The sequence below is a fragment of the Bacillus sp. USDA818B3_A genome (assembly GCF_009928415.1).
Taxonomy (GTDB): Bacteria; Bacillota; Bacilli; order Bacillales; family Cytobacillaceae; genus Neobacillus.
In genome coordinates this window covers 162,504-184,909 of sequence record NZ_JAABNN010000006.1, presented here as the reverse complement: position 1 = coordinate 184,909, position 22,406 = coordinate 162,504, and the positions used below count along the sequence as shown (strand labels likewise).

22 protein-coding genes and 1 riboswitch are annotated in these 22,406 nt (G+C 37.2%); of the genes, 14 read left to right on the top strand and 8 right to left on the bottom strand.

Annotation, left to right across the window (positions count from 1 at the left end; genetic code table 11):
* Positions 1-140 precede the first annotated feature (140 nt).
* On the top strand, positions 141-950 hold the full coding sequence (locus tag GXK58_RS13525; protein WP_160723661.1) for a hypothetical protein: 810 nt from the start codon (positions 141-143) through the stop codon (positions 948-950).
* Between the two features lie 147 nt (positions 951-1,097).
* Here the strand turns inward: GXK58_RS13525 and GXK58_RS13520 are convergent, their stop codons facing one another.
* On the bottom strand, positions 1,098-1,280 hold the full coding sequence (locus GXK58_RS13520) for a hypothetical protein (RefSeq protein WP_160723659.1): 183 nt from the start codon (positions 1,278-1,280) through the stop codon (positions 1,098-1,100).
* A gap of 367 nt (positions 1,281-1,647) precedes the next feature.
* Between GXK58_RS13520 and GXK58_RS13515 the strand changes: the two genes are divergently transcribed.
* The 4 genes from GXK58_RS13515 (at position 1,648) to GXK58_RS13500 (ending at position 5,950) form a co-directional block, all read left to right on the top strand.
* On the top strand, positions 1,648-2,244 hold the full coding sequence (locus GXK58_RS13515; RefSeq protein WP_160723657.1) for a hypothetical protein: 597 nt from the start codon (positions 1,648-1,650) through the stop codon (positions 2,242-2,244).
* Positions 2,245-2,454: 210 nt separating this feature from the next.
* On the top strand, positions 2,455-3,414 hold the full coding sequence (locus GXK58_RS13510; protein WP_160723655.1) for a 2-hydroxyacid dehydrogenase: 960 nt from the start codon (positions 2,455-2,457) through the stop codon (positions 3,412-3,414).
* A 72-nt stretch (positions 3,415-3,486) separates the two neighbouring features.
* Positions 3,487-4,575, top strand: coding sequence for a tartrate dehydrogenase (locus tag GXK58_RS13505; protein WP_160723653.1), 1,089 nt, complete (start codon positions 3,487-3,489; stop codon positions 4,573-4,575).
* Positions 4,576-4,804: 229 nt separating this feature from the next.
* Positions 4,805-5,950 (top strand): acyltransferase family protein, encoded by a 1,146-nt coding sequence (locus GXK58_RS13500; RefSeq protein ID WP_160723651.1) that lies wholly within the window; start codon positions 4,805-4,807, stop codon positions 5,948-5,950.
* Between the two features lie 159 nt (positions 5,951-6,109).
* Here the strand turns inward: GXK58_RS13500 and GXK58_RS13495 are convergent, their stop codons facing one another.
* Complete coding sequence (locus tag GXK58_RS13495; protein WP_160723649.1) at positions 6,110-6,469, bottom strand: winged helix-turn-helix transcriptional regulator; 360 nt, start codon at positions 6,467-6,469, stop codon at positions 6,110-6,112.
* Between the two features lie 219 nt (positions 6,470-6,688).
* A riboswitch (purine riboswitch) is annotated at positions 6,689-6,787 on the top strand.
* A gap of 69 nt (positions 6,788-6,856) precedes the next feature.
* Between GXK58_RS13495 and add the strand changes: the two genes are divergently transcribed.
* Positions 6,857-7,852: an adenosine deaminase gene (gene add, locus GXK58_RS13490; protein ID WP_160723647.1), complete on the top strand. Its 996-nt coding sequence runs from the start codon at positions 6,857-6,859 to the stop codon at positions 7,850-7,852.
* Between the two features lie 101 nt (positions 7,853-7,953).
* Here add and hxlB read toward each other — a convergent pair whose 3' ends face one another.
* The 3 genes from hxlB to GXK58_RS13475 form a co-directional block, all read right to left on the bottom strand.
* Complete coding sequence (gene hxlB / locus GXK58_RS13485) at positions 7,954-8,511, bottom strand: 6-phospho-3-hexuloisomerase (protein WP_160723645.1); 558 nt, start codon at positions 8,509-8,511, stop codon at positions 7,954-7,956.
* Between the two features lie 7 nt (positions 8,512-8,518).
* Positions 8,519-9,160 (bottom strand): 3-hexulose-6-phosphate synthase, encoded by a 642-nt coding sequence (gene hxlA / locus GXK58_RS13480; protein ID WP_160723643.1) that lies wholly within the window; start codon positions 9,158-9,160, stop codon positions 8,519-8,521.
* Positions 9,161-9,387: 227 nt separating this feature from the next.
* Positions 9,388-10,206: a helix-turn-helix domain-containing protein gene (locus tag GXK58_RS13475; protein ID WP_237389660.1), complete on the bottom strand. Its 819-nt coding sequence runs from the start codon at positions 10,204-10,206 to the stop codon at positions 9,388-9,390.
* A 273-nt stretch (positions 10,207-10,479) separates the two neighbouring features.
* Between GXK58_RS13475 and GXK58_RS13470 the strand changes: the two genes are divergently transcribed.
* The 5 genes from GXK58_RS13470 (at position 10,480) to GXK58_RS13450 (ending at position 16,624) form a co-directional block, all read left to right on the top strand.
* Positions 10,480-12,438 carry a primary-amine oxidase gene (locus GXK58_RS13470; RefSeq protein WP_160723641.1) on the top strand — a complete coding sequence of 653 codons (1,959 nt, stop codon included), beginning with the start codon at positions 10,480-10,482 and terminating at the stop codon, positions 12,436-12,438.
* 60 nt (positions 12,439-12,498) lie between these two features.
* Complete coding sequence (locus GXK58_RS13465; RefSeq protein ID WP_160723639.1) at positions 12,499-13,074, top strand: hypothetical protein; 576 nt, start codon at positions 12,499-12,501, stop codon at positions 13,072-13,074.
* A 154-nt stretch (positions 13,075-13,228) separates the two neighbouring features.
* Complete coding sequence (locus GXK58_RS13460; RefSeq protein ID WP_237389669.1) at positions 13,229-14,467, top strand: ammonium transporter; 1,239 nt, start codon at positions 13,229-13,231, stop codon at positions 14,465-14,467.
* A gap of 226 nt (positions 14,468-14,693) precedes the next feature.
* Positions 14,694-15,692 carry a DUF3231 family protein gene (locus tag GXK58_RS13455; RefSeq protein ID WP_160723635.1) on the top strand — a complete coding sequence of 333 codons (999 nt, stop codon included), beginning with the start codon at positions 14,694-14,696 and terminating at the stop codon, positions 15,690-15,692.
* Between the two features lie 197 nt (positions 15,693-15,889).
* Complete coding sequence (locus GXK58_RS13450) at positions 15,890-16,624, top strand: ZIP family metal transporter (RefSeq protein WP_160723633.1); 735 nt, start codon at positions 15,890-15,892, stop codon at positions 16,622-16,624.
* Positions 16,625-16,745: 121 nt separating this feature from the next.
* Here the strand turns inward: GXK58_RS13450 and GXK58_RS13445 are convergent, their stop codons facing one another.
* On the bottom strand, positions 16,746-17,075 hold the full coding sequence (locus GXK58_RS13445) for a four-helix bundle copper-binding protein (protein ID WP_160723631.1): 330 nt from the start codon (positions 17,073-17,075) through the stop codon (positions 16,746-16,748).
* A gap of 113 nt (positions 17,076-17,188) precedes the next feature.
* Entirely contained in the window at positions 17,189-18,100 is a 912-nt protein-coding gene (locus tag GXK58_RS13440) for a helix-turn-helix domain-containing protein (RefSeq protein ID WP_160723629.1), read from the bottom strand.
* A 314-nt stretch (positions 18,101-18,414) separates the two neighbouring features.
* Here GXK58_RS13440 and GXK58_RS13435 point away from each other — a divergent pair, with 314 nt between their 5' ends.
* From GXK58_RS13435 to GXK58_RS13425, 3 genes are all read left to right on the top strand, one after another.
* Complete coding sequence (locus tag GXK58_RS13435) at positions 18,415-19,857, top strand: family 43 glycosylhydrolase (RefSeq protein ID WP_160723627.1); 1,443 nt, start codon at positions 18,415-18,417, stop codon at positions 19,855-19,857.
* A gap of 304 nt (positions 19,858-20,161) precedes the next feature.
* Positions 20,162-20,464, top strand: a complete 303-nt coding sequence (locus GXK58_RS13430) for a YciI family protein (RefSeq protein WP_160723625.1) — start codon at positions 20,162-20,164, stop codon at positions 20,462-20,464.
* A 30-nt stretch (positions 20,465-20,494) separates the two neighbouring features.
* Complete coding sequence (locus GXK58_RS13425) at positions 20,495-20,710, top strand: YdbC family protein (RefSeq protein WP_202171364.1); 216 nt, start codon at positions 20,495-20,497, stop codon at positions 20,708-20,710.
* Between the two features lie 114 nt (positions 20,711-20,824).
* Here GXK58_RS13425 and GXK58_RS13420 read toward each other — a convergent pair whose 3' ends face one another.
* A complete protein-coding gene (locus GXK58_RS13420) occupies positions 20,825-22,285 on the bottom strand; it encodes an aldehyde dehydrogenase family protein (protein ID WP_160723621.1) in 1,461 nt (486 codons plus the stop codon).
* Between the last annotated feature and the right edge of the window lie 121 nt (positions 22,286-22,406).

Here is a 22,406-nt window from a genome sequence, read left to right as displayed (position 1 = left end):
GCTATGTGGTTTATAAGTTGTTGATGAAATAATATGCAGAGATGAGATCTCCATTTGAGGATAAGCAGTTTCATTTTAAAAGTAAACGTCATTTGTGAAATGTAGTAAAATAGAAGAAGACTTTAACGGAGGTAATTAATATGCCAGTCATCCCAGTACAGCAGCGCGATAAAGTAAGTTCTTATCAAAGTCTTCGTTCTTTATACGAACAAAACATTACTGTTAACAGTATTGCCGAAGTATTAGTTGCCTGTCATCTGCAAGATGATGCGACAAGCATTAAAAACATGATGGTGTTGAAAGACTATGACATTCTTGGTGTGGAAGAGAATGGAATCATAATTGGTTATGTGGTAAGAGACGAATTGAAGGAGGGAACCTGCAAAGACTTTTATCGAAGTTTTCTTCCAACCGAACTAGTCTCTGAATCCACTTCACTTTTATATACACTATTCATTTTCAAAGAAACGAACCGAATTTTTATCCTCGAAGGGAACAGGATCACTAAAGTTGTCACCTTAGCCGATCTTCAAAAACCGCCAATTCGCATGCTGCTATTTGGTTTGATCTCTCTATTAGAGATGCATCTATATCGAATTATTAATGATTATTTTCCTGAAGATACCTGGAAAAAACATTTAAATCCGAAGAGGATTCAATTTGCGGAGGATTTATTTTCTCTGAGGAAAGCTAAGAATGAAGCGATTCAATTGGGTGATTGCTTGCAGATTTGTGATAAGAGAGACATTGTCCTTAATGAGACTCCACTAAGAAAATTGCTAGGTATCGAAACAAAGACGAAGGGGAAAGAGTTCTTTAAAAAACTAGAAGAGCTCCGAAACAATTTGGCCCATTCCCAAGATATCAATACGGAAAATTCTTGGAATGACACATTATCCTTAATCGAACAGACGGAGCATTTATTAGAGGAATGTGAGAAGATAAAATAAACGGGAATATCATATGACAAAGTGGCCCTTGATGGATTCAGGTGCCACTTTTTTAATGTAAGTGGTGAACTAGGATGGATATTCCGTTCCTCAAAATTAAACAAAAAAGAAGGCTAAACACCTTCTTCTTTCTTCTCTTAGCTAGTATTAAGTCCTCTGTATAGTAGATAGTGAGAAGTTCTTCACCATTTTTTGCAGGTTTCGATGACCTTCTCTCAATTTAATCGTTTCTTCGATGATTTTTTGGAATCCTTCTATATCTCGATCGGATGCATTTAATAGAGACTTCGGCAGACCTTCGACGAGTTGTTGTAGGGTAATTTCATTCAACGGCTAATCCCACCTTTCAACTTATTCGTAAGACATCGGTTCTGTCTTGTCTTTAATATTTTGCATGAAGAGGTTTTTTTCCTGCCCACACGGTATAAAACTTATCTACATGAATCTCCATATTACATAGAGAATAGAAAAATTCCATGTTTTTATAACAAATTAAGACGTAAAATCTCTAGATGTTACTGATATTTGTAGAAAAATATCTATTCTAGAAGCACAAACAGCTACTTATATTTGTACCCCCATTTTTAGCGATTAGCGTATTAATTCTCATAAAGAACCATATAAAATTATGAAAGGAGGAGAGATGTGTAGATGGACGACATTTTTTAAAAAATTACTAATGTGAGGGGAATTTTTTATGAAAGTTGCATTAAAAAATTCAATTCTTAAATGGGCTTTTATAACTGTAGCCTTTACTCTTATTATAGGTTGTTCAAGGAATAGCAGTCTAACGGGCGGTAATCAGAATGAGAATGACAACACGGCCAATGGACAGCAAAACACCACTTCCAATAACGAGACTCCATCTTCTTCTAATTCTTCTGAAGCATCAAAATCCATTGTCTATGAAAATACAAAATATGGTTTTAGCTTTAAGCTTCCTGCAAGTTGGAGAGAATATTCCATAATTACTAGTCAGTGGGAGGGGGTCGCTATTGAAAATGGAAGTACAGTAGAAACAGGCCCAATTATATCCATTAGAGATCCAAGATGGACCAATGAAACACCACGCCAGGACATTCCAATTATGGTATTTACAATTAGCCAGTGGAACTCGCTTAAGCAAGGAGTATTTCATATAGGAGCTGCTCCTGTGGACCCAAGTGAATTGGGACGAAACAATTCTTACGTGTTTGCACTTCCGGCACGATATAACTATTCTTTTTTACCAGGGTATGAGGAAGTGGAAAAAATTTTAACCGATAATCCTTTGCACACTGCCAAAGTAAAATGAACGTAAGAATAATAGATTTACCGTTTTAGAGAGTGTCAGAGCGCAGAACAAGCTGTCTTTACCGACAGCTTGTTTTTATTCTGAAAAAACACTATTTTGACACTTGTTTGATTTATTCTAAATTTATACAATATACATAAATAGACATTAAAATTACTCTTAATCAATTGATTATTGGTTATAACAGGATAAAGAAATGGGGTATCTTCAATGAAACCAAAAGTAATTGTATATAAAAAAGTCGATAAAAAAGTATTGGATTTTATTAAAGATATAATGGAAGTAACCTATTTTGAGAAACTAGATTCACAAACCTATCCTGCATTTCTTAAAGAATTGAAAGATGCGGAAGGTATATTGGGATCCAAGTTGAAAGTGAATCAAGAATTGTTAGGACAAGCACCTAATTTAAAGATTGTGTGTAATACCTCTGTTGGGTATGACAATCTTGATTTATGTGCATTGGCAGAATATGGAGTAATGGCTACTAATACTCCGGATATTTTGAATGATACAGTAGCTGATACTATTTTTGGATTAATTCTGTCTACAGCAAGAAGGATGCCTGAGTTAGATCAATGGGTAAAAACAGGGCAATGGAATACCACCCTCGAACAAAATTGGTTTGGAGTGGATGTTCACCACAAAGTATTAGGGATTATTGGAATGGGAAGAGTAGGGGCTGCGATAGCAAAAAGAGCCTACTGTGGGTTTGATATGAACATTTTATATCACAACCGTTCGCGGAATGAAGAAGCGGAACAGAAATACAATGCAACTTATTTTACATTGGATGATCTCTTAAAACAGTCTGATTTTGTTTGTTTAATGACGCCTTTAACTCCCCAGACTGAAAAGTTAATCGGGAAACGGGAATTCGAGTTGATGAAAGAGACAGCCATTTTTATTAATGGGTCAAGAGGAAAAACAGTCGACGAACATGCCCTAATTCAGGCACTTAAAACAAGGGAAATTCTTGGAGCGGGGCTTGATGTTTTCGTTCAGGAACCGATTGAGAAGGATCATCCTCTTCTCGCCATGAATAATGTTGTGACACTGCCCCATATCGGCTCTGCTACCTATGAAACTCGCTTTAAAATGGATATGTTGGCAGCTGCTAACTTAGTAGCTGGACTCAAGGGAGAAGTTCCGCCAAACTTAATAAAGTAAAGTGAAAAACTTTATTGTATGTATAGAAAACAACCTTGTTCCGGCGAGGATAGGACAGTGAGGAGATTGACGATGAAAACATTAAAGATTGCTAACATCCCAGGAGACGGAATTGGAAAAGAGGTGGTTCCAGCAGCAACCGACGTCTTGAAAACGTTATCGGACCTTCATGGTGGATTAAGGTTTGAATTTACAGACTTTCCTTGGAGCTGTGAGTACTATCTCGAACATGGTAAAATGATGCCGGAAGATGGTCTTGAGAGATTAAAAGATTTTGATAGTATTTTTTTAGGAGCAGTAGGTAACTTACAGCTTGTTCCTGATCATGTTTCATTATGGGGCCTCCTAATTAAAATCCGCAGAGAATTTGAACAAGTGATTAATATTCGACCAGCCAAGGTATTTGATGGAGTTAGGTTTCCTTTATTAAATCCAAAAGACTTTGACTTAATTGTTGTTCGAGAGAATAGTGAAGGCGAATATAGCTCGGTTGGAGGAAAGATTTATCAAGGTGAAGATGAAATAGCCATTCAAAATGCTATTTTTTCAAGAAAAGGGACAGAAAGGGTCATGCGTTATGGTTTTGAATTAGCAAAAAAGCGTAGAAAACATGTAACTAGTGCGACAAAATCTAACGGCATCATTTATTCTATGCCTTTTTGGGATCATGTGTTTGATGAAGTATCAAAAGATTATCCTGAAATAAGTACAGATTCACAACATATCGATGCTTTATCCGCATTTTTCGTTACAAGACCGGAAAGATTTGATGTAATCGTTGCAAGTAATTTATTTGGAGATATTTTGACTGACTTAGGTGCCGCTATCATGGGGAGTGTGGGAATTGCTCCAGCTGCAAACATCAATGTAAATGGAAAGTTCCCTTCCATGTTTGAACCGGTTCATGGTTCAGCTCCAGACATTGTTGGAAAAGGTATTGCCAACCCGATTGGTCAGATATGGACGGCAAAAATGATGTTGGATCATTTTGGCGAAGAAGAACTTGGCAGCACATTATTAAATGTTATGGAAAGCGTAACGAGAGATGGATTTTTAACTCCGGACATCGGCGGGAAGTACACGACAAATGAGGTTACGGATGAGATCATTAACCGACTTAAAGTTGTGGATAAAAAGGGTGTTAATTTGACATATAAATAGGTACTCATACAAGCTGTCTTAGCCGACAGCTTGTTTTATTTGACACAATACTTCATTAAATTTTTAAGGTTCTTCAAACGGAGGACAATGACCTGCTTTCTCAAATCAAACCTCCTTCACAGGCTAACTATTACAAACCTAATGGTGATTAAATCCCTTTAATGGTAATATATTCTTGGAAGCGACTAAATACCTATGAAATTTGAAATATATTAAAAGGGGAGTATTGATGAATTCAAAAAGAAGATATGATATTGATTGGCTGCGGAATCTGGGAATTCTTTTATTGTTCGCATTCCATTCGGCAAGGGTATTCGATCATTGGGATCCATTCTATGTGAAAAGTAGTGAGTTAAGCTGGGGGTTAAGCTGGTTTATCGCTTCTACCAGCTACTGGTTTATGCCGTTATTATTTTGGCTTGCAGGTGCATCTACTTGGTATGCCTTGCAGTATCGTTCCTCTCAACAATATATAAAGGACCGGATTGCGAGATTGCTAATACCATTCATGTTTGGCTTGTTATTTATTGTCCCACCGCAGGGGTATTTTTCATTATGGCAGCATCGTGGTTCTTCACCTGGCAATTATTTTACCTTCTTGCAAAACTACTTTATGGATTTTAGTGATTTGTCAGGCTACTTTGGTTCATTTACTCCTGCTCATTTGTGGTTCATTCTTTATTTATTTGTTTTTTCGCTTGTAACGGTGCCATTATTTATGTATTGGAAAAATAAAACTGGCACATCCGGGAATGAAAAATTCCATTCGATTTTCAGCAAGCCCTTTGTTTATCTCTTATTTTTTATCGTTTTAACAGCGACACAACCTTTGCCAGACCCAGGGGGGCAAAATCCTTTTTATTATATCGCTTTTCTAATCATGGGTTTTGTCACAACAAGTTATCCCAATTACCAAAAAATGTTTAATAAATACCGTTTCCCGGCGTTAATTTCCATCATTATACTATTTCCTGTTTGGGAAATCCTTTTATACCATTCACTAAATTCAGCCGGTTTTTCTCCGATCAATATTTTTTTAAGGCCGCTAAATACTTGGTTAACGTTGATTGTGATCCTTGGGTACGGGAATAAGTTTTTAAATTTCTCTCATAAACTTCTACCATATATGAATGAGGCCGCTTTTCCGATTTATATTATTCATCAAAGTGTTCTTGTTGTAGCAGGGTATTTTATTCTGAAAATGAAAACGGATGTTTGGCTGGAATATCTTTTGATCATGGCTGTGACTTTTATGATCTCAGTTATGATCTATGAGTTTATCATCAAAAGAATACCGTTTACAAGATGGGTATTTGGTGTCAAAATTAAAAATTCTATTATATCTAAGAAATCAGCCGCAAACATAAATAGATAAGGGGGAATTTATAGTAAAGAGGGGAATAGGATGGATTTAAACTTTGTTAAAGAAAATTGATTTGCTGCCAAGAAAAACGACCTATATTAAATTATTGGTCGTTTTTCAAAAAGTACGATGACTTCAGTCCAATTGGACATATATAGTATCAGTTAAAGTCTATTGTGTGATCGATTTTAGCTCATTCTGATGGTTTACTTTCTTATAGTTCTTTCCCCATTCATACATCGATTCTAGAATCGGCATTAAACTTTCCCCTTGTTCAGTAAGTGAATACTCTACTTTAGGAGGGACAACAGGGTAAACTTCACGATGAATAATATAATCTTCTTCCAGCTCTCTCAATTGATTCGCAAGCATTCGTTGGGTAATATCCGGAATTAACTTTCTGAGTTCGCCAAAACGTTTCGTTCCCTCTTTTCCTAAGTACCATAAGATTAACATTTTCCATTTTCCACCGATGATCGAAAGAGTAAGTTCCTTTTCACAATTAAAAGTTGTTCCACGTGGATGACTCATGTTTTTCCCTCCAATTGTTTGTTTTCATTATTTAAATGAACTTTTAGTTAGTAAACTTTCATTCATCAAGTATACTATATATTTTTAAAAAAGATTGTAAAAAAACAACATTTTAGATGGGAGGGATAACGGGTAGTAATTATTCAAAAAACAAATGATGTATCGATGATAGAGACTATATTGACAACCTAGACTTTTTTTATTATCCTTTAAAAAACGATTATGAATTCAATAAGATTTCGTATAACTCCAATAATATGGTTTGGAGGTCTCTACCAGGAACCGAAATTCCTGATTACGAAGAAATTACAAAATTTGTATTTTCTTCGTAATCAGGAATTTTTTTTATTCTTCATTAAAATATAAAAACTATATTTGGAGGTCAAAATGAACTTTTTAGGGTTGCCAAAAATTGAACTTCACTGTCATTTGGATGGGAGCGTTAGGATTGAAACCATCATTGAAATTGCCCAAAAGGAAGGCATTCAGTTACCGTCTTTTGATAAAAAGGAGTTGCAGAAGGAACTGATTGCTCCTATGGAATGTGACTCCCTAGAGGAATATTTACAAAGATTTTCTCTTCCTAATTTGATCATGCAGTCCAAGAAAAACTTAAGAAGAATTACTTTTGAGCTTTTTGAGGATGCAGCAAGGGAAAATGTGAAATATTTGGAGGTCAGATTTGGACCATTGCTTCACACATTAAAAGGTCTAGAGGTTGAAGAAGTTATTCAAAGTGTTATAGAGGGAATGAGGGAAGCAGAAAGCTGTTACGAAATAAAGGGTAATATTATCCTGTCTTGCTTGAGATCAATGTCAGTAGAAAGTGCAATGGAGGTGGTTGAAAAAGGGAAAAGATTCCTAGGGAAAGGTGTAGTAGCAATTGACCTTTGTGCATCAGAAGAAGAAGGCTTTTGTGAAAGATTCGTAGAACCAATCGTATTAGCCAAAGAATATGGCTACAGAGTCACCATTCATGCAGGTGAAACGGGTATTGGTAAAAACGTCCTAGAAGCTGTTGAATTGTTAGGTGCTGAAAGAATTGGACATGGAGTATTTATTAAAGAATGTGATGAGGCTTATAGGATAGTGAAAGAAAAACAGGTAGTGCTTGAAATGTGTCCAACAAGTAATGTCCAAACAAAAGCTGTTCAAGATTATTCCGCACATCCTATATTTAAGTTTTATAAAGATGGAATAAAAGTGACAATTAATACGGATAACAGAACAGTTTCTGATACTACGATGGCAAAAGAAATCTATTTAGTTAACAATGAATTTGATTTAAGCGAAGAAGATTACCGACAAATATATTCAAATAGTGTAGAAGCATCCTTTGCCGACCAAGAAATCAAAGAATGGTGCTTGGCACAATATAAATAGAAAATTAGTTTTAGCGTTTTTTCTCCAAAAAGAAGCAAAGACCACAAATTCTCCTAAAGGGAGTGAACTTGTGGTCTATAGATATTCTATTTATGGCTTATTTACTCCAGATTCGCATGCTTTCCATACATTTTATTGGAGTCTAGCCCTTTTTTCTCCATAAATCTTAAAATCAGGGCATCGTAAAACAACAACATTGTTTGCTCAAAAAGTGATCCCATTGGTTGGATCGTTTGGTAATCACCGGTTGATTGATCTTTTGGGGCACCTGGCAGCTTAACAACAATATCTGCTAGTTTTCCGATGGTAGAATCAGGAGATATCGTAATAGCTGCGACGGTTCCACCAATGTTTTTAGCTTTTTCAGCAATGGCAACCAAGGTTTTGGTTTCGCCCGAACCGGAACCGATGATTAATATATCACCTGGTTCTAAGTTCGCTGTTACCGTTTCACCTACAATATAAGCATCAATCCCCATATGCATCATTCGCATAACAAAAGATTTGCCCATAAAACCAGATCGGCCTGCTCCTGCAACAAAGATTTTATTGGATTCAAGAATTTTATTCACTAACTCCTCAGCCTGTTTGTCTGAGATTAAATGAATGGTACGGCTTAATTCTTGAACCACTTCATCTAAATATTGAGTGGCTATCATGGTTCGATTACCCGACTTGAACAGCAGTCATTAATTCTTGCATTTTAGCTGCCACTGCCTTTTTATCTTCTTTACTAGTTATCCCTCCGCCTACAATCACCAAATCTGGTTGTTGTTTAATGACTTCTGGAAGTGTTTCTAATTTAATTCCGCCAGCAACAGCTGTTTTTGCATTTTTAACCACACTTTTAATGGTAGCAAGATCTTCAAATGAGTTTTTTCCAACCGCTTGAAGATCATAACCTGTATGAACACAAATATAATCAACGCCAAGTTCATCTAGTTCTTTTGCACGAGCGGCAATATCTTTTACGGAGATCATATCAGCAAGAATTTGTTTACCTTGCTTTTTCGCTTCCTCTACTGCTCCTTTAATCGATTCATCTTCAGCAGCAGCAAGAATGGTAATGATGTCAGCACCAGCTGCAGAAGCCTGGCTCACTTCATATCCAGCTGCATCCATGATTTTAAGGTCAGCCAACACTGTTAATTGAGGAAACGCATTTTTTACTTCCTTTACAGCTCTAAGTCCTTCATTAATGACCACTGGTGTGCCAATTTCAACAACATCCACATGGTCCTTCACTTCTTCCACCAATTCAATTGCACCCTGAATATCGACTAGATCTAAAGCTAATTGTAATTTCATAATAGAAATCTCTCCTTTATCGTTAAAATTTGTTGTGTAGCATGTATTCATTGTAATTCTCAGAAATTTATAAAAAAAGTACGCACTTTAAAATCAGATAGTGAGAAAAAGTATACTAAGGGACTCTATTGGAATACTTTTATAATATAAAATAGCTTAAGCCATCCGTTTAGATTCAAGAGGAGTCTAATACGGATGGCTTTTATTTTTTATTCAAACACAGTGTTTCATACTAAAGTAAATATCTTTTTATATTGTTTAGGTGTTAAATGGATGAACTTTTTGAAACCCTTTATGAAGTGAGCCTGATCATAGTAGCCATTATCATAGATAATATCGAGTAAATCTTCTCCTTTGCTTTCTAAATACATATCTAACGTATTTTGGAAGCGAACGATTTGACAAAATTGCTTAGGAGAAAAGCCGATATAGGATTCAAACTTCCTGCGAATATGCTGTTCAGAATAGCCAATGGAATCGGATAAGTCCTGAACATTAACGGTTCCCCGTGACGAATAAATCTGATCAATGGCATATCGGACCATTTTTTGATCTTTTTCAATTCCTAATTGTTTTTCTTTTAAATAATCCCCAAACAATACGATTCGCTCACTAAATGAGTTCCCAGAAAGAATTAACTCAACCAGCGGCTTCACCTCATTCATCACCTCCATTAAGGGGATTTGCTGAGCGAGAAGGAAGTTCATCGATTCATTTAATTTGAAAATACTTTGTTCGGGGAAAAATCGAACGCCGAAGTATTGGCAATCTTTTCGAAATTCCGGCTGTTCTTTTCGGTAAAAAGGGCTGGTCCAAAGAAAAGCAGATGGATTAGCAGGATCACAGCAGAATAAAAAGTCAAAACAACCATCAGGAATAAGTGATAGAAACGTAGAGGTTTCTGCATTTGTAGTAAATTGATAGAACAAGGCAACATCCTTGCGATACCATACACCCGCAGGTTTAAGTTCTTGATAGAAAAGTGTATTTTGTTTGATCTCTGGTTGAGAAGGAAAATAGAATTGGTTTTCCAATAATGTACTCATTTGAAGTACTCCTTTCATTAAATTAACTCAGAAGGTAAAGACGATTAAATGAAACAGGATTAATTGACTAGTTAGAATTCATAAAAAAATAATAATAATATTTTCATGTTTATTACAGTTTTATGTCATGAAATCTAACATACAAAATCAAAAAACGTAACATAAGTTCGTTTTTTACAATAAAATCGACAAAAAACTAGGTATTCTAAGAGTGTAGTTAAGAGGTACTCAAAAAAATCAATTCAACTTTATCAAATAACGGGAGGAATACTTATGAAAGCATCCGAAATGAAAGTAAATCTTGCGGCACATCCTTTAGAGCCATTAACAACAGAGGAAATCACTAAAGCAGTAGCCATTCTAAGAAATGAAATGAATCTAACTGATTCTGCTCGGTTTGCTCAGGTGGTCTTAAATGAACCTGAAAAAGACTTGGTTCTTCATTTTAAAGAGGGAGATACGTTTGAAAGAGAAGTTTTTATTATTCTATTAGAACCTGAAACGAATGAAACGTTTGAAGCGATTGTTTCACTTACAAAAGAACAAGTGGTTTCCTATGAATTTATTCCAGATGTTCGCCCAGGCTTTATCCTTGATGAATTTGATGCAGTCGAAGAATTAGTGAAAAATGACCCAGATTATCAAGCTGCCCTTTTAAAACGCGGCATCACCGATCCAAGTTTAGTGATGATCGATCCATGGTCATCTGGTTACTTTGGTATTCCAGAAGATGAAGGGAAACGATTGGTTCGTGCGTTAGCTTGGGTAAGGCCAGCTGAAGGAGAAAATGGATATGCGTATCCTATTACTGGTCTCATTCCGGTTGTTGATGTAAATAAAATGGAAATCATCCGTATTGAGGACTACGGAGTGAAACCCATTCCGCCAACAGATGCTGCTTATACTCCGGAAGAAGCAAAGAGTTACCCAATTGATATTCGCCAAGATGTAAAACCATTGGATATCATTCAGCCTGAAGGTCCAAGCTTTGAAATTGACGGGCACTCCATTAAGTGGCAAAAATGGAATATTCGTTTTGGATTCACGCCAAGAGAAGGGCTTGTTCTTCACACTGTAGGGTATGAGGATAAAGGAAAGGTTCGTCCTATTCTTTACCGTGCAGCATTATCTGAAATGGTGGTACCTTACAGTGATACAAACCCAGCTCATAACTGGCAAAATGCGTTTGACGCTGGGGAATACGGGATTGGTCAGCTTGCCAATTCTTTGGAGTTAGGCTGTGACTGTGTAGGGTATATTAAATACTTTGATGCCGTGATGTCCAATAGTAAAGGGGAACCATTCACAGTGAAAAATGCGGTTTGTCTTCATGAAGAAGATTATGGGGTTGCATGGAAGCATACGGATTGGAGGACAAACCGTGTAGAAGTAAGGCGTTCTCGTCGTCTAGTCATCTCTTTCTTTGCAACAGTAGCAAACTATGATTATGGATTCTTCTGGTCTTTCTACCCAGATGGAACGATCGAGTGTGAAGTGAAATTAACCGGTATTTTAAATGTGGGTGCTTTAGATGTAGGGGAAGTTCCTAAATATGGAACAGAGGTTGCACCACAGGTGAACGCGCCATATCATCAGCATTTCTTTAACTTCCGAATCGACCCTATCCTTGATGGGGTGAAAAACTCTTTGGTTGAATCTTACACAGTTGCAGAAAAAGCAGGTCCAGAAAATCCAAATAACAATGCCTTCTATACGATAGCAAAAGCCTTTAAAACAGAATCAGAATCAGTAAGTAATATTGATTTGGCCACCCAAAAAACATGGAAAATTGTTAATCCGAATTCGAAAAACTTCGTTGGCCAACCAGTCGGATATAAAATTGTTACTGGTGAAAACTGTCTTCCGTTCGCTACAGATGAGGCTAGTGTCATTAAACGTGCAGGATTTATCAAAAATCATCTCCATGTTACCAAATATGATCGAAACCAAATGTATGCTTCTGGAAAATATCCGAACCAATCAAAAGGTGGAGATAGCTTAGAGCATTATGTAAAAGCTGACCGTAATATTGTAAATGAAGATATTGTTGTATGGTACACAATGGGGCATCACCATATTACTAGACCAGAAGACTGGCCGGTCATGCCAACTGCGTATCAAAGCTTCCAATTGAAACCAGTAGGATTTTTTGACCGTAACCCAGCTCTAGATCTGCCTCGCCCAAAGGCGAAAACAGCTTGCAGTATGACAAAAGGTGATTCTTGTCATTAATAAGATAGAAACGGGAGTTGGTTGTTAACCAGCTCCCGTATTATAAATGGAGGTGAAGGTATGTTAGTTTTGAGTAGTTCAGCAATGATTGTTTTTTACAATATATTCTTTAGTATACACGTTGCTTCAAAGAAACAATGTGTCAGCCCAGCAACAGGAAAATGTATTTCGATGGGAGCAGGAATGGTAACCAGTACAATGATTGGTCTGATCCTTGCACTGTTAATGCCAGGAGAACTAGCGTATTCGACCGTATTATCCATTATTGTCAGCGGTGTTTTTACCTTCATTATTGGCAGCTTTTTTGGAGTTTCTGGAATCATTGAAGCATTATCTGCCAGCTTTATGGGAGCCATGATGGGGGCGATGCTTGGAGATATGACCCCAGAAAACCGGCAAACATTTATCATTGTTGCCATGGATATCTTCTATTTACTATCTATTATTTCTTTAATGTTTATGGTTAATAAAGAGGTTGTAAAACAGAATGCCATGATAAAAACCAAATTAACCCCGCTTATGCTATCACTCGTTCTTTCCATTTCAGTAATAGGTGTTGCTGTCACAATGGAGACACGTTCCCATGTTCCCGTTGATATGCCGGAGATGAATATGAACCATCAACACCAGCATTAAAATGATAGTAAAAGAATCTTAAGGAGGTATTCGTATGTTGCGTAAAAAACAGAGTATGGTCTTATTCACGTTTCTTGCCTTTCTTTTCATCGTTCCTATTAATGCGTTTGCAGCCACAACAGCACCAAAGGTTGACTCAGGAGATACAACCTGGATGTTAATAGCAACGGCAATCGTCATTTTCATGCATGTTCCAGGATTAGCTCTTTTTTATGGAGGATTAGTAAGTGATCGGAACGTGGTCTCAACTATGATGCATAGCTTTGTCAGCTTGTTAATCATTACGCTCGTATGGGTTTTATGGGGTTATACCCTTAGTTTTGGGCCTGATAAAGGCGGACTAATTGGCGGGTTGGATTACTTAGGATTTAACGGGGTGGGAGGAGAAGCTGCATTTGGCAGTTACAGCATACCACATTATACTTTTGCTATCTTCCAATGTGCTTTCGCCGCTATTACCGTGGCCATCATTTCTGGAGGGATTGCAGGAAGGATTTCTTTCCCGGCTTGGATTCTCTTTAGTTTGTTATGGATTACCTTTATTTACGCACCGATGGCTCATTGGGTTTGGGGAGGCGGTTTTTTAGCACAACTAGGTGAACTTGACTTTGCTGGTGGTACAGTTGTTCATATTCTGTCAGGGGTAAGTGCTCTAACAGCCGCTATTATTATTGGACCTAGGTATGAACATTTAAAGAAAAAACACAGTCCACATAATGTCGTTCTATTTTTAATCGGTGCTGCAACTCTCTGGTTTGGGTGGTTTGGCTTCAATGCAGGCAGTGCTTTAGGGGCAAATGGCGTTACTGCTCTTGCTTTTGCAAATACCCAAATTGCAGCAGCTGCTGGTGGTTTGTGCTGGCTTTTAATTGAATGGAAAGTCCGCAAACGGCCAACTTTAGTCGGGACAGCTACAGGAGCAATCGCTGGTCTAGTAGGAATCACTCCTGCGGCAGGGTTTGTAACGGTTCCTTCAGCCATCATTATCGGCTTACTTTCAGCACCGGTAAGTTATTATGGCATCAATTTTATTAAAGAAAAATTCAAATATGATGATACATTAGATGCATTTGGTGTTCATGGTCTAGCTGGTATTTGGGGATCGATTGCTACAGGTATTTTTGCGACAACAAGTGTCAATTCAGCAGGCAGGGATGGATTGCTTTATGGGAATCCTGAATTGATATTACACCAAGTTACGGGTGTGGCAACAGCGATCATTCTTGGCGTTGTCGGAACGTTCATTATCTTAAAGATCGTAAAACTATTTGTGCCTTTACGTGTTACACAAGAGGAAGAATTAATGGGATTAGACATTAGTCTTCATGAAGAGAGAGCTTATAGCTCAACAGTTCCAGCTTTAGAAATTCCTAATGATACTTATGTATCTTAAATAGTTTTATACTAGTTCAGTTCATTCATTAATAATTTATAGATGAAACAGGATCTTCACATACTTCTAGATAAACGCAGTAACACCTAAAAAACGCCTTCAAAATTTAGCATTTGACGGCGTTTTTGCCGTTTGCCTCCATTTTCTAACTTTAATAGGAAAAAGTAAGATTAAGTATATTTTAAAGGGGGATAATATCAACAGTTATAAAACTGGAGGTACTTTCATGGAAACTCATCATATTCGATTAACTTCATCTGAAGTAGGTGGTTTATGGGCAAATTATATAGCGGATTCTATGTTTGTATGTGTTTATAAGTATTATCTAGCTAAGGTCGACGATGCGGAAATCAAAAAAGTAATAGAGCATGCCTTAGATCTATCTCAACAGCATATACAAGTTGTTACAAAAATTTTTAAGGAAGAAGGTCATGCGATTCCTCTTGGGTTTACTGAAAACGATGTAAATGTAGATGCTCCACGGCTTTTTTCTGATGAGTTCTTTTTATACTATACGAAACATATGACGAAAGGGGCTATAGTAACATACGGTGCTATTTTACCACATACATTTCGTAATGATATTCGAGAACATTTTATGTCTTGTATCTCATCTTCAATGGAATTGTTTAATGAAACAACGAACATACTTCTATCTAAAGGATTAGAAATTAGGTCTCCGTATATTCCTTATCTCCAAGAAGTGGATATGGTTGAAAAACAACATTTCTTAGCAGGTTGGTGGGGTAAACAAAGACCACTAACAGCCGCAGAGATCACTCACCTCTTCTCAAATATACAAACTAACCATTTGGGTACAGCAGTAATAACCGGTTTTGCTCAGGTTGCGAGCTCTAAAGATGTACGGGATTATTTCAGAAGGGGGAAGGAGATTTCAAAGAAACAAATTGAAGTCTTTAGTAAATACCTTCACGAAAATGATCTCCCTGCACCTGTAACTTGGGATGCAGAAGTCCAAGACACAAGAGAGTCTCCATTTTCCGATAAATTAATGTTGTATCAAGTTTCCATGATGACTGCAGCTGGAATGGGTAACTACGGAACAGCACTTTCTGCTAGTCCAAGGCGTGACATCGCGGCTGAATATGTACGATTACAAGGAGAGATTGGACTTTACGCAGAGGACAGTTTAAATCTCCAAATTAAGCATGCGTGGTTGGAAAGGCCGCCTCATGCAGCTGACAGAGATCAGTTAATGAAATAAAATGAAATGAAAAATCAAAGATAAAAGATAGTAAGCAAGGAATAGAGAGTCGTTTACTATTTTGAACATAACTCTTTTCATAAGCCTTTAAGAACTTAATCCCCAAATGCTGCTCTGAGTGTTGCCCCGTCCTATGTTTAAAAGTTCGTGATTAAGTTTATACATAAGTGAAAACTTCTTAGGAAGGGGGAAATTCTATGTGGTATGCTGCGATGTGGGGGGCTATCTCAGGTTCTGCGGTTTTCCTAGGTTCCCTAGCAGCTTTATTTTTACCCATAAAGAAAAGAATCATAGGTGACATTATGGCATTTGGAACAGGGATATTGATCGGAGCTGCTTCCTACGAATTATTGCAAGATTCAATCCATAAAGGGGGATTGAAGGCCACGGGAATAGGTTTTACTTTAGGTGCCCTTGTATTTACAATATTAAATTATTTAGTTTCTAAAAGAGGTGCCGATCAGAGAAAAAGATCAAATCAGAAGAAAGTAAAAGCTGCGGGACTTGCCATATTTATCGGAACAGTAATGGACGCTATTCCCGAATCCATCATGATAGGAGCAAGTCTTTTAGAAAAGCAGCAGTCTGTCAGCTGGCTGTTAGTCGCAGCGGTCTTTCTAAGTAACATTCCTGAAGGACTTTCTAGTACGGTAGGCTTGAAAAACAGCGGTTACCACAAAGGAAAAATATTTGTATTGTGGATTTCAGTTTTAGTTATATCTTCGTTTAGTGCATGGGGAGGTTATTTTTTTCTATCGAATGCTCCTGAATATTTATTAGCGGGAATAGCAGCCTTTGCAGGAGGCGGGATCATTGCTATGGTCACTTCAACAATGATGCCTGAAGCATATGAAGACAGCGGAACAGCAACTGGATTGATTGCAGCAATGGGTCTATTGGTATCACTAATCATGGATCATTTTTCTAGCTAATCCATTATTATAAAGAATGGTAATTAAATCTATTGCGCGACAAAATAAATGAAAAGGTGCTTTCCTTAAGGGAAAACACCTTTTCTTGTTAAAAATCTGCATTTGCTTATCTCTTAAGTATTTAAGCAATTAAATTCCTACAAACTTTTGCACATTCCATACAAGCTTCTGCACACTTTTGACAATGTTCATGCTGATGGTTTTGACACTCATTTCCACAAGCTTCACAAATACTTGCACACACTTGTGCTAAGTCAAAAATAAATGGCGTTCCTCTACCAATCGCCTGTTCTAAATAAGCACAAATATCCGCACATTCTCTGTCTAGTCGAATACACTCTACCATCATATTGCTATTTTCTTCCTTTAGGCAAGCGTCGTAACAGTGGTTACATGCAACCATACACTCGTGTAGTGTTTCAATGATTGTTCGATATTGCTCTTGTAACATATTAAATAACCTCCTAAATTTTATACTAGGTTTATTAGTACCCTATCTTATTTTGGTTAAACGTCTATTTTCTTCAGTTCCTTGGCGAAGAATTTTATTGTTAACACCAAAAATCATAGTCTATGAATTGAATTTTTACGGAATTCTGTGGGACTCACTCCCGTCCATCTTTTAAATTGTCTGCTAAAATGAGAAAGGTTCTTATAACCTAAACGATTCGAAATTTCTTTTAAAGAAATTTCCGGCTGCTGTATTAAAATTTTTGCTTCCTGTAATTTCAATTCCGATAAATAGGCTCGAGGGGACATATTATAGACTTTCTGAAATATTTCTAGTCCATAATTTGGACTTAACCCAAGGGAAGCAATAATTGGCTGTATATGTATGGCAGGGTCTACATCTGCATCCGCATTATTTAAGTAATGTCGTTTGAAAGTTGATTTTATGGCATCTGCAATTTCTTTTGCATATTTTGTTGTCGTCATAGATAGGTTTGCAACATTCTTCTGATTTTGTGAAACAATGTCTGAAAAGATCTCTAATAACTCAAATAGGACGATCTGAATCTTTAATTTGTCTTTAACAGGTCTATCATTCGTTTTTGATAGTAGATCAAGCCAATTCTCAAGAGTACTTTTTATCCTTTGATAAAAAGGAGAAGTAGAGGTGTAGATTAAATCACAATGTTTCAACATTTCTATTCGAAAAGAAGGTTCATCAATATCAAAATGCGCGCAAAAATAGGTCATATTGTTATTTGAAATACATCTATTGATATGCTCCACCCCTGGAGGAATAAGCATAATATCTCCACTGTTTAATGAATAAGTTTCGTTTTCAATGATTGTTTCCTGTTCTCCTTCTAAAACTATCAAAATCTCGAAAGCATGGTGAAACTCCCTTGCTACTGACCATTCTTTAGAAACCGTTTGCATATGAGCACCAAAAAAGCGTATGTTCCAATCAATGAATGGAAGTCGTATTGCATTAGTGGATTCATAGGTATTTGCATAGATATTTCCCATTCTTGTTAACTCCTTTGATTTGGGTAAATTTCACTTTGATAATACAATCGCATGTTTAAGTCAATTACTTTTATAATATAAATAAATACCGTTTTCTGAACTAGAAACAGCAATCATGATTATATAGTATCACCTATTTCAGTCAAGATGGGAACCGTTTTAATGATTCTGGAAGGAATTAATTGAGCTGCTTGAAAAGTGTAAAAGGGTAAATGCAAAAAATAGAGTTTTCCTTTTCAAAGAGCCATAAAAGTTTACCCAAATCAAAATAAAAATAATAGTTAAAAATAATTATTTTATTAATGGAGGCAGTTATGAAACAGCAAGCATTTAATCCTTATCTACCAAGCTTTGAATATATTCCTGATGGTGAGCCATATGTATTTGGTGACAGGGTATATGTGTACGGAAGTCATGATAAGTTTAATGGAACGATGTATTGTGAAAATGATTATGTATGTTGGTCGGCTCCGGTAGATGATTTAAGTGATTGGAAATACGAAGGGGTTATTTATCAGAAGGTCCAGGATCCAATGGGGCAGACTGATAACAGATTATTATTTGCACCAGATGTACAACAGGGCCCGGATGGCAGATTCTATCTATATTATGCATTTGATTTTCTGGGAGTCATGGCAGTAGCAGTCTGTGATTCGCCTGCGGGTAAATATGAATTTTACGGACATGTGCAATACCAGGACGGAACTTTACTCGGCGGCAAAGAAGGCGAGGGATTCCAATTTGATCCTGGTGTGCTAGTGGACGATGATAAAAAAGTTTATCTCTACTCTGGCTTTTGTCCTCAGAATTTTCCGTGGGGACAATTGGGATGTGAAGAGCAAACCATTAAAGGCGGCATGGTAATTGAACTGGAAGCAGATATGATTACGGTAAAAGAGGGACCTAAGTATATTTTTCCAGACAAGGCTCTTGGGGTAGGGACAGATTTCGAAGGCCATGAATTTTTTGAAGCTTCATCCATGAGAAAAATAGGAGATACCTATTATTTCGTTTATTCTTCATTTAATGGGCATGAATTATGCTATGCAACCTCTAAGAGTCCAATCGGCGGTTTTAAATACCGAGGTACTATTATTTCCAATGGGGATATTTATCTGAATGGCAGAACGGACGAGGAAGCATTGAATTACACTGGCAACAATCATGGCAGCATTGTCGAAATTAAGGATAAATGGTATGTGTTTTATCATAGACAGACGAATAAGCATCAATTTTCACGGCAGGCATGTGCTGAGGAAATTCATATTGAAAGTGATGGAAGTATCAGGCAAGTGGAAATGACAAGCTGTGGATTAAATGGTGGTGCTCTAATTGGAAAAGGGGAGTATCCTGCCTATATTGCTTGCAATCTAATGAGCCGATCAGGTGCTGTACGTTATGAATTTGGTTATGTAATCGACGAATCCCATCCGTACTTTACACAGGAGGGAGAGGACAGGGAAGGTCATCCAAATCAATATATTGCAAATATGACGGCTGGAGCTCTAGCTGGGTTTAAGTATTTTAATATTGATAATGTTTCTAAGATTTCTGTTAAAGTGAGAGGGACAGGAAATGGAGAACTTCAGGTTCGCACAACAATCGGCGGTGAAACGGTTGCACGGATTCCTGTTACTCCAGGGGAACCATGGCATATGTATTCAGCCCCTATAAAGATAAATTACGGAGTAAGTGCATTGTATTTTACTTACCAAGGTGAAGGTGCCATTGATTTTTATAGCTTTACATTAGAATAAAGAATAACACGGATCCAATATATTTAAATTAACGGGGCGATGCTTATTGAAGCATCGCCATTCTATTTTAAATACCAATTCGAAATGGTGGCAAATATTGGACAAAGTAGTAGAAGTAGAAAGCAGGTAAATGAAGAACCTTATTTGAAATGTGGTTTATAGTAAATACTTATATTGTGTAAAGGAAGTAATCGCTGTTTGTCGAATGTTAACTAGTTAGGGGACTAATGTTATTTAACAATGGACCTTAAATGTAAGCAATATCCATTTTGAATAATATTACTTATATCAAGGAGTGTTAAGAATGGAACAACAACTTGAATTTTTAGCTATTGGTAAAGCGAAACGCGAGAACTGGCTGGCAACAATGACAGATGAAGAAAAAGAAGTTATGACAAAACACAGTGAATACGTTGGAAAAATGTTTTCTGAAGGAAGGATTGTTATGGCTGGTCCATGTGTAGATGGTGCTTATGGGTTGATTATATACAAAGCCGAATCCTTTGCCTCCGCACAAGAAATGTATGATAATGACCCTGCTGTAAAGGCGGGAATTATGGAAATGGAGCTGCATCCATTTAGGGTGGCAGTAATGGAAAATAGGTAATCGCTTATCACTATTTAGGAGGAAATTTTGATGGCAGAGATTAAATATGAAATTATCCAAACGATTGCCGTGCTTTCAGAATCTGCAAAAGGATGGAAGAAAGAACTCAATCTGGTTAGCTGGAATGGGCGGGAACCCAAATATGACCTCCGCGATTGGTCCGATAACCACGAGAAAATGGGAAAAGGGATTACATTGTCTAACGATGAAATTTCAAAATTAAAGGAAATTCTTAATTCACTTTAACTAATGGGAATAAACAAAAATGACTCCAATTGACAATCACAATTGGAGTCATTTTCATTAGGATCATTAGGCAGCTTTCACTATGATTGATTATTAAAGTGAGTCATTTAATGATTAAAATGGATATTGGCGATCTTTTGTTTGAATGGAAACCCATTTTGTAGTGGTGAATTCTTCTACCACCCATGGATTGCCAAACCGGCCTAATCCACTCGCTTTATTTCCCCCAAACGGAATATTCGGTGCATCATTCACTGTCTGATCATTGATATGAGTCATGCCGCTATCAATTTGTAAGGCAAGATTTTCACCATTTTTTAAATCGCTTGTAAAAATGGCGGAGCTTAATCCATACGCAGCATCGTTGGCGTAGGCAATGGCTTCTTCATCTGTTTCCGCTTTGATGATAGTAGCAATCGGAGCAAAAAGCTCGGTTTGCGCAAGCTTACCGGAATTTTGAACATCTGTAAACACATACGGGGTCAGAATATTGCCAATCCGTTGTCCTTCCAAGGCGACCGTTACACCTTCCGCTTTTGCTTCTTCAATATACCGTAGAGCTTTTTCCATTTGTTGCTTATTCACCAATGGTCCGATGACGGTATTTGGATCACTTGGATCTCCAAAGGTAAGTTCTTTGGCTCGTTCCACAAATTTAGCGACAAACTCGTCATATTTGTTTTTGTGAATGATGAACCGGTTGATAATCATGCATATTTGGCCCTGATGGACGAATTTCCCAAAAATAGCAGCTTTGACAGCTTGATCAACGTCCGCATCAGATAAAACGATAAATGGACTGTTTCCGCCAAGTTCAAGTGCAACCCGCTTTAAATTTTGACCGGCAATGGCTCCAATATGGCGCCCAACCGCAGTGGAACCGGTAAAACTGATGAGTTTCGAAATTGGGTTTGTCAGCATAGCATCACCGATTTCGTTAATATCCGTTAAAATCACATTCAATACACCTTTAGGTAAACCAGCGTATTCAAACGCTTTTGCAATGATTGTACCACCAGAGAGGGCAACTTGAATGTCAGGCTTGTGGACAACACTATTTCCAAGGGCAATGGCCGGTGCGATTGCTCTCATGGATAAATTCATTGGAAAATTAAATGGTGAAATGGAGGCTATTACGCCTAATGGGAGCCGGTGTATATGATTTAATTTATCAGCATCCGGACCTGGAACTTCTCGCACTTTACCGATTTCATCAGCAAATTTGATCGACTCCTCTAATATTTCAATGGTTAGATGCAATTCGATATTAGATTTTAACACGGTGCCGCCTGTCTCAAGACCAATGGTCCTGACAATCTCCTCACGGTTTTTGTTTAAATAGTCTAATGCTTTATGGAGAACTTCCCTTCTTTCTTCAACGGTTGACTTTGCCCATTGTTTTTGTGCTTCTTGGGCTATTTGAAATGCTTCATCCAACTGATCTTTTGATGCTAAGCGAACGGAAGTAATGACAGAATCATCATATGGGTTCAAAATATCATAGGTTCTCGCGCTTTTGCCTTCTGTCCATTTACCGTTGATATAACTCTGATTTAACACCCCAACTGCTTGCATGAAAAAACTCCTCCCGACATTAAGTAATAGTTCTAAATTTTGTAGCGCTTACAAAAAAAGTATAAAGCTATGTACAGTTAAAATAGTAATATTCAACTGAATATGGCGAATTCTACCAACG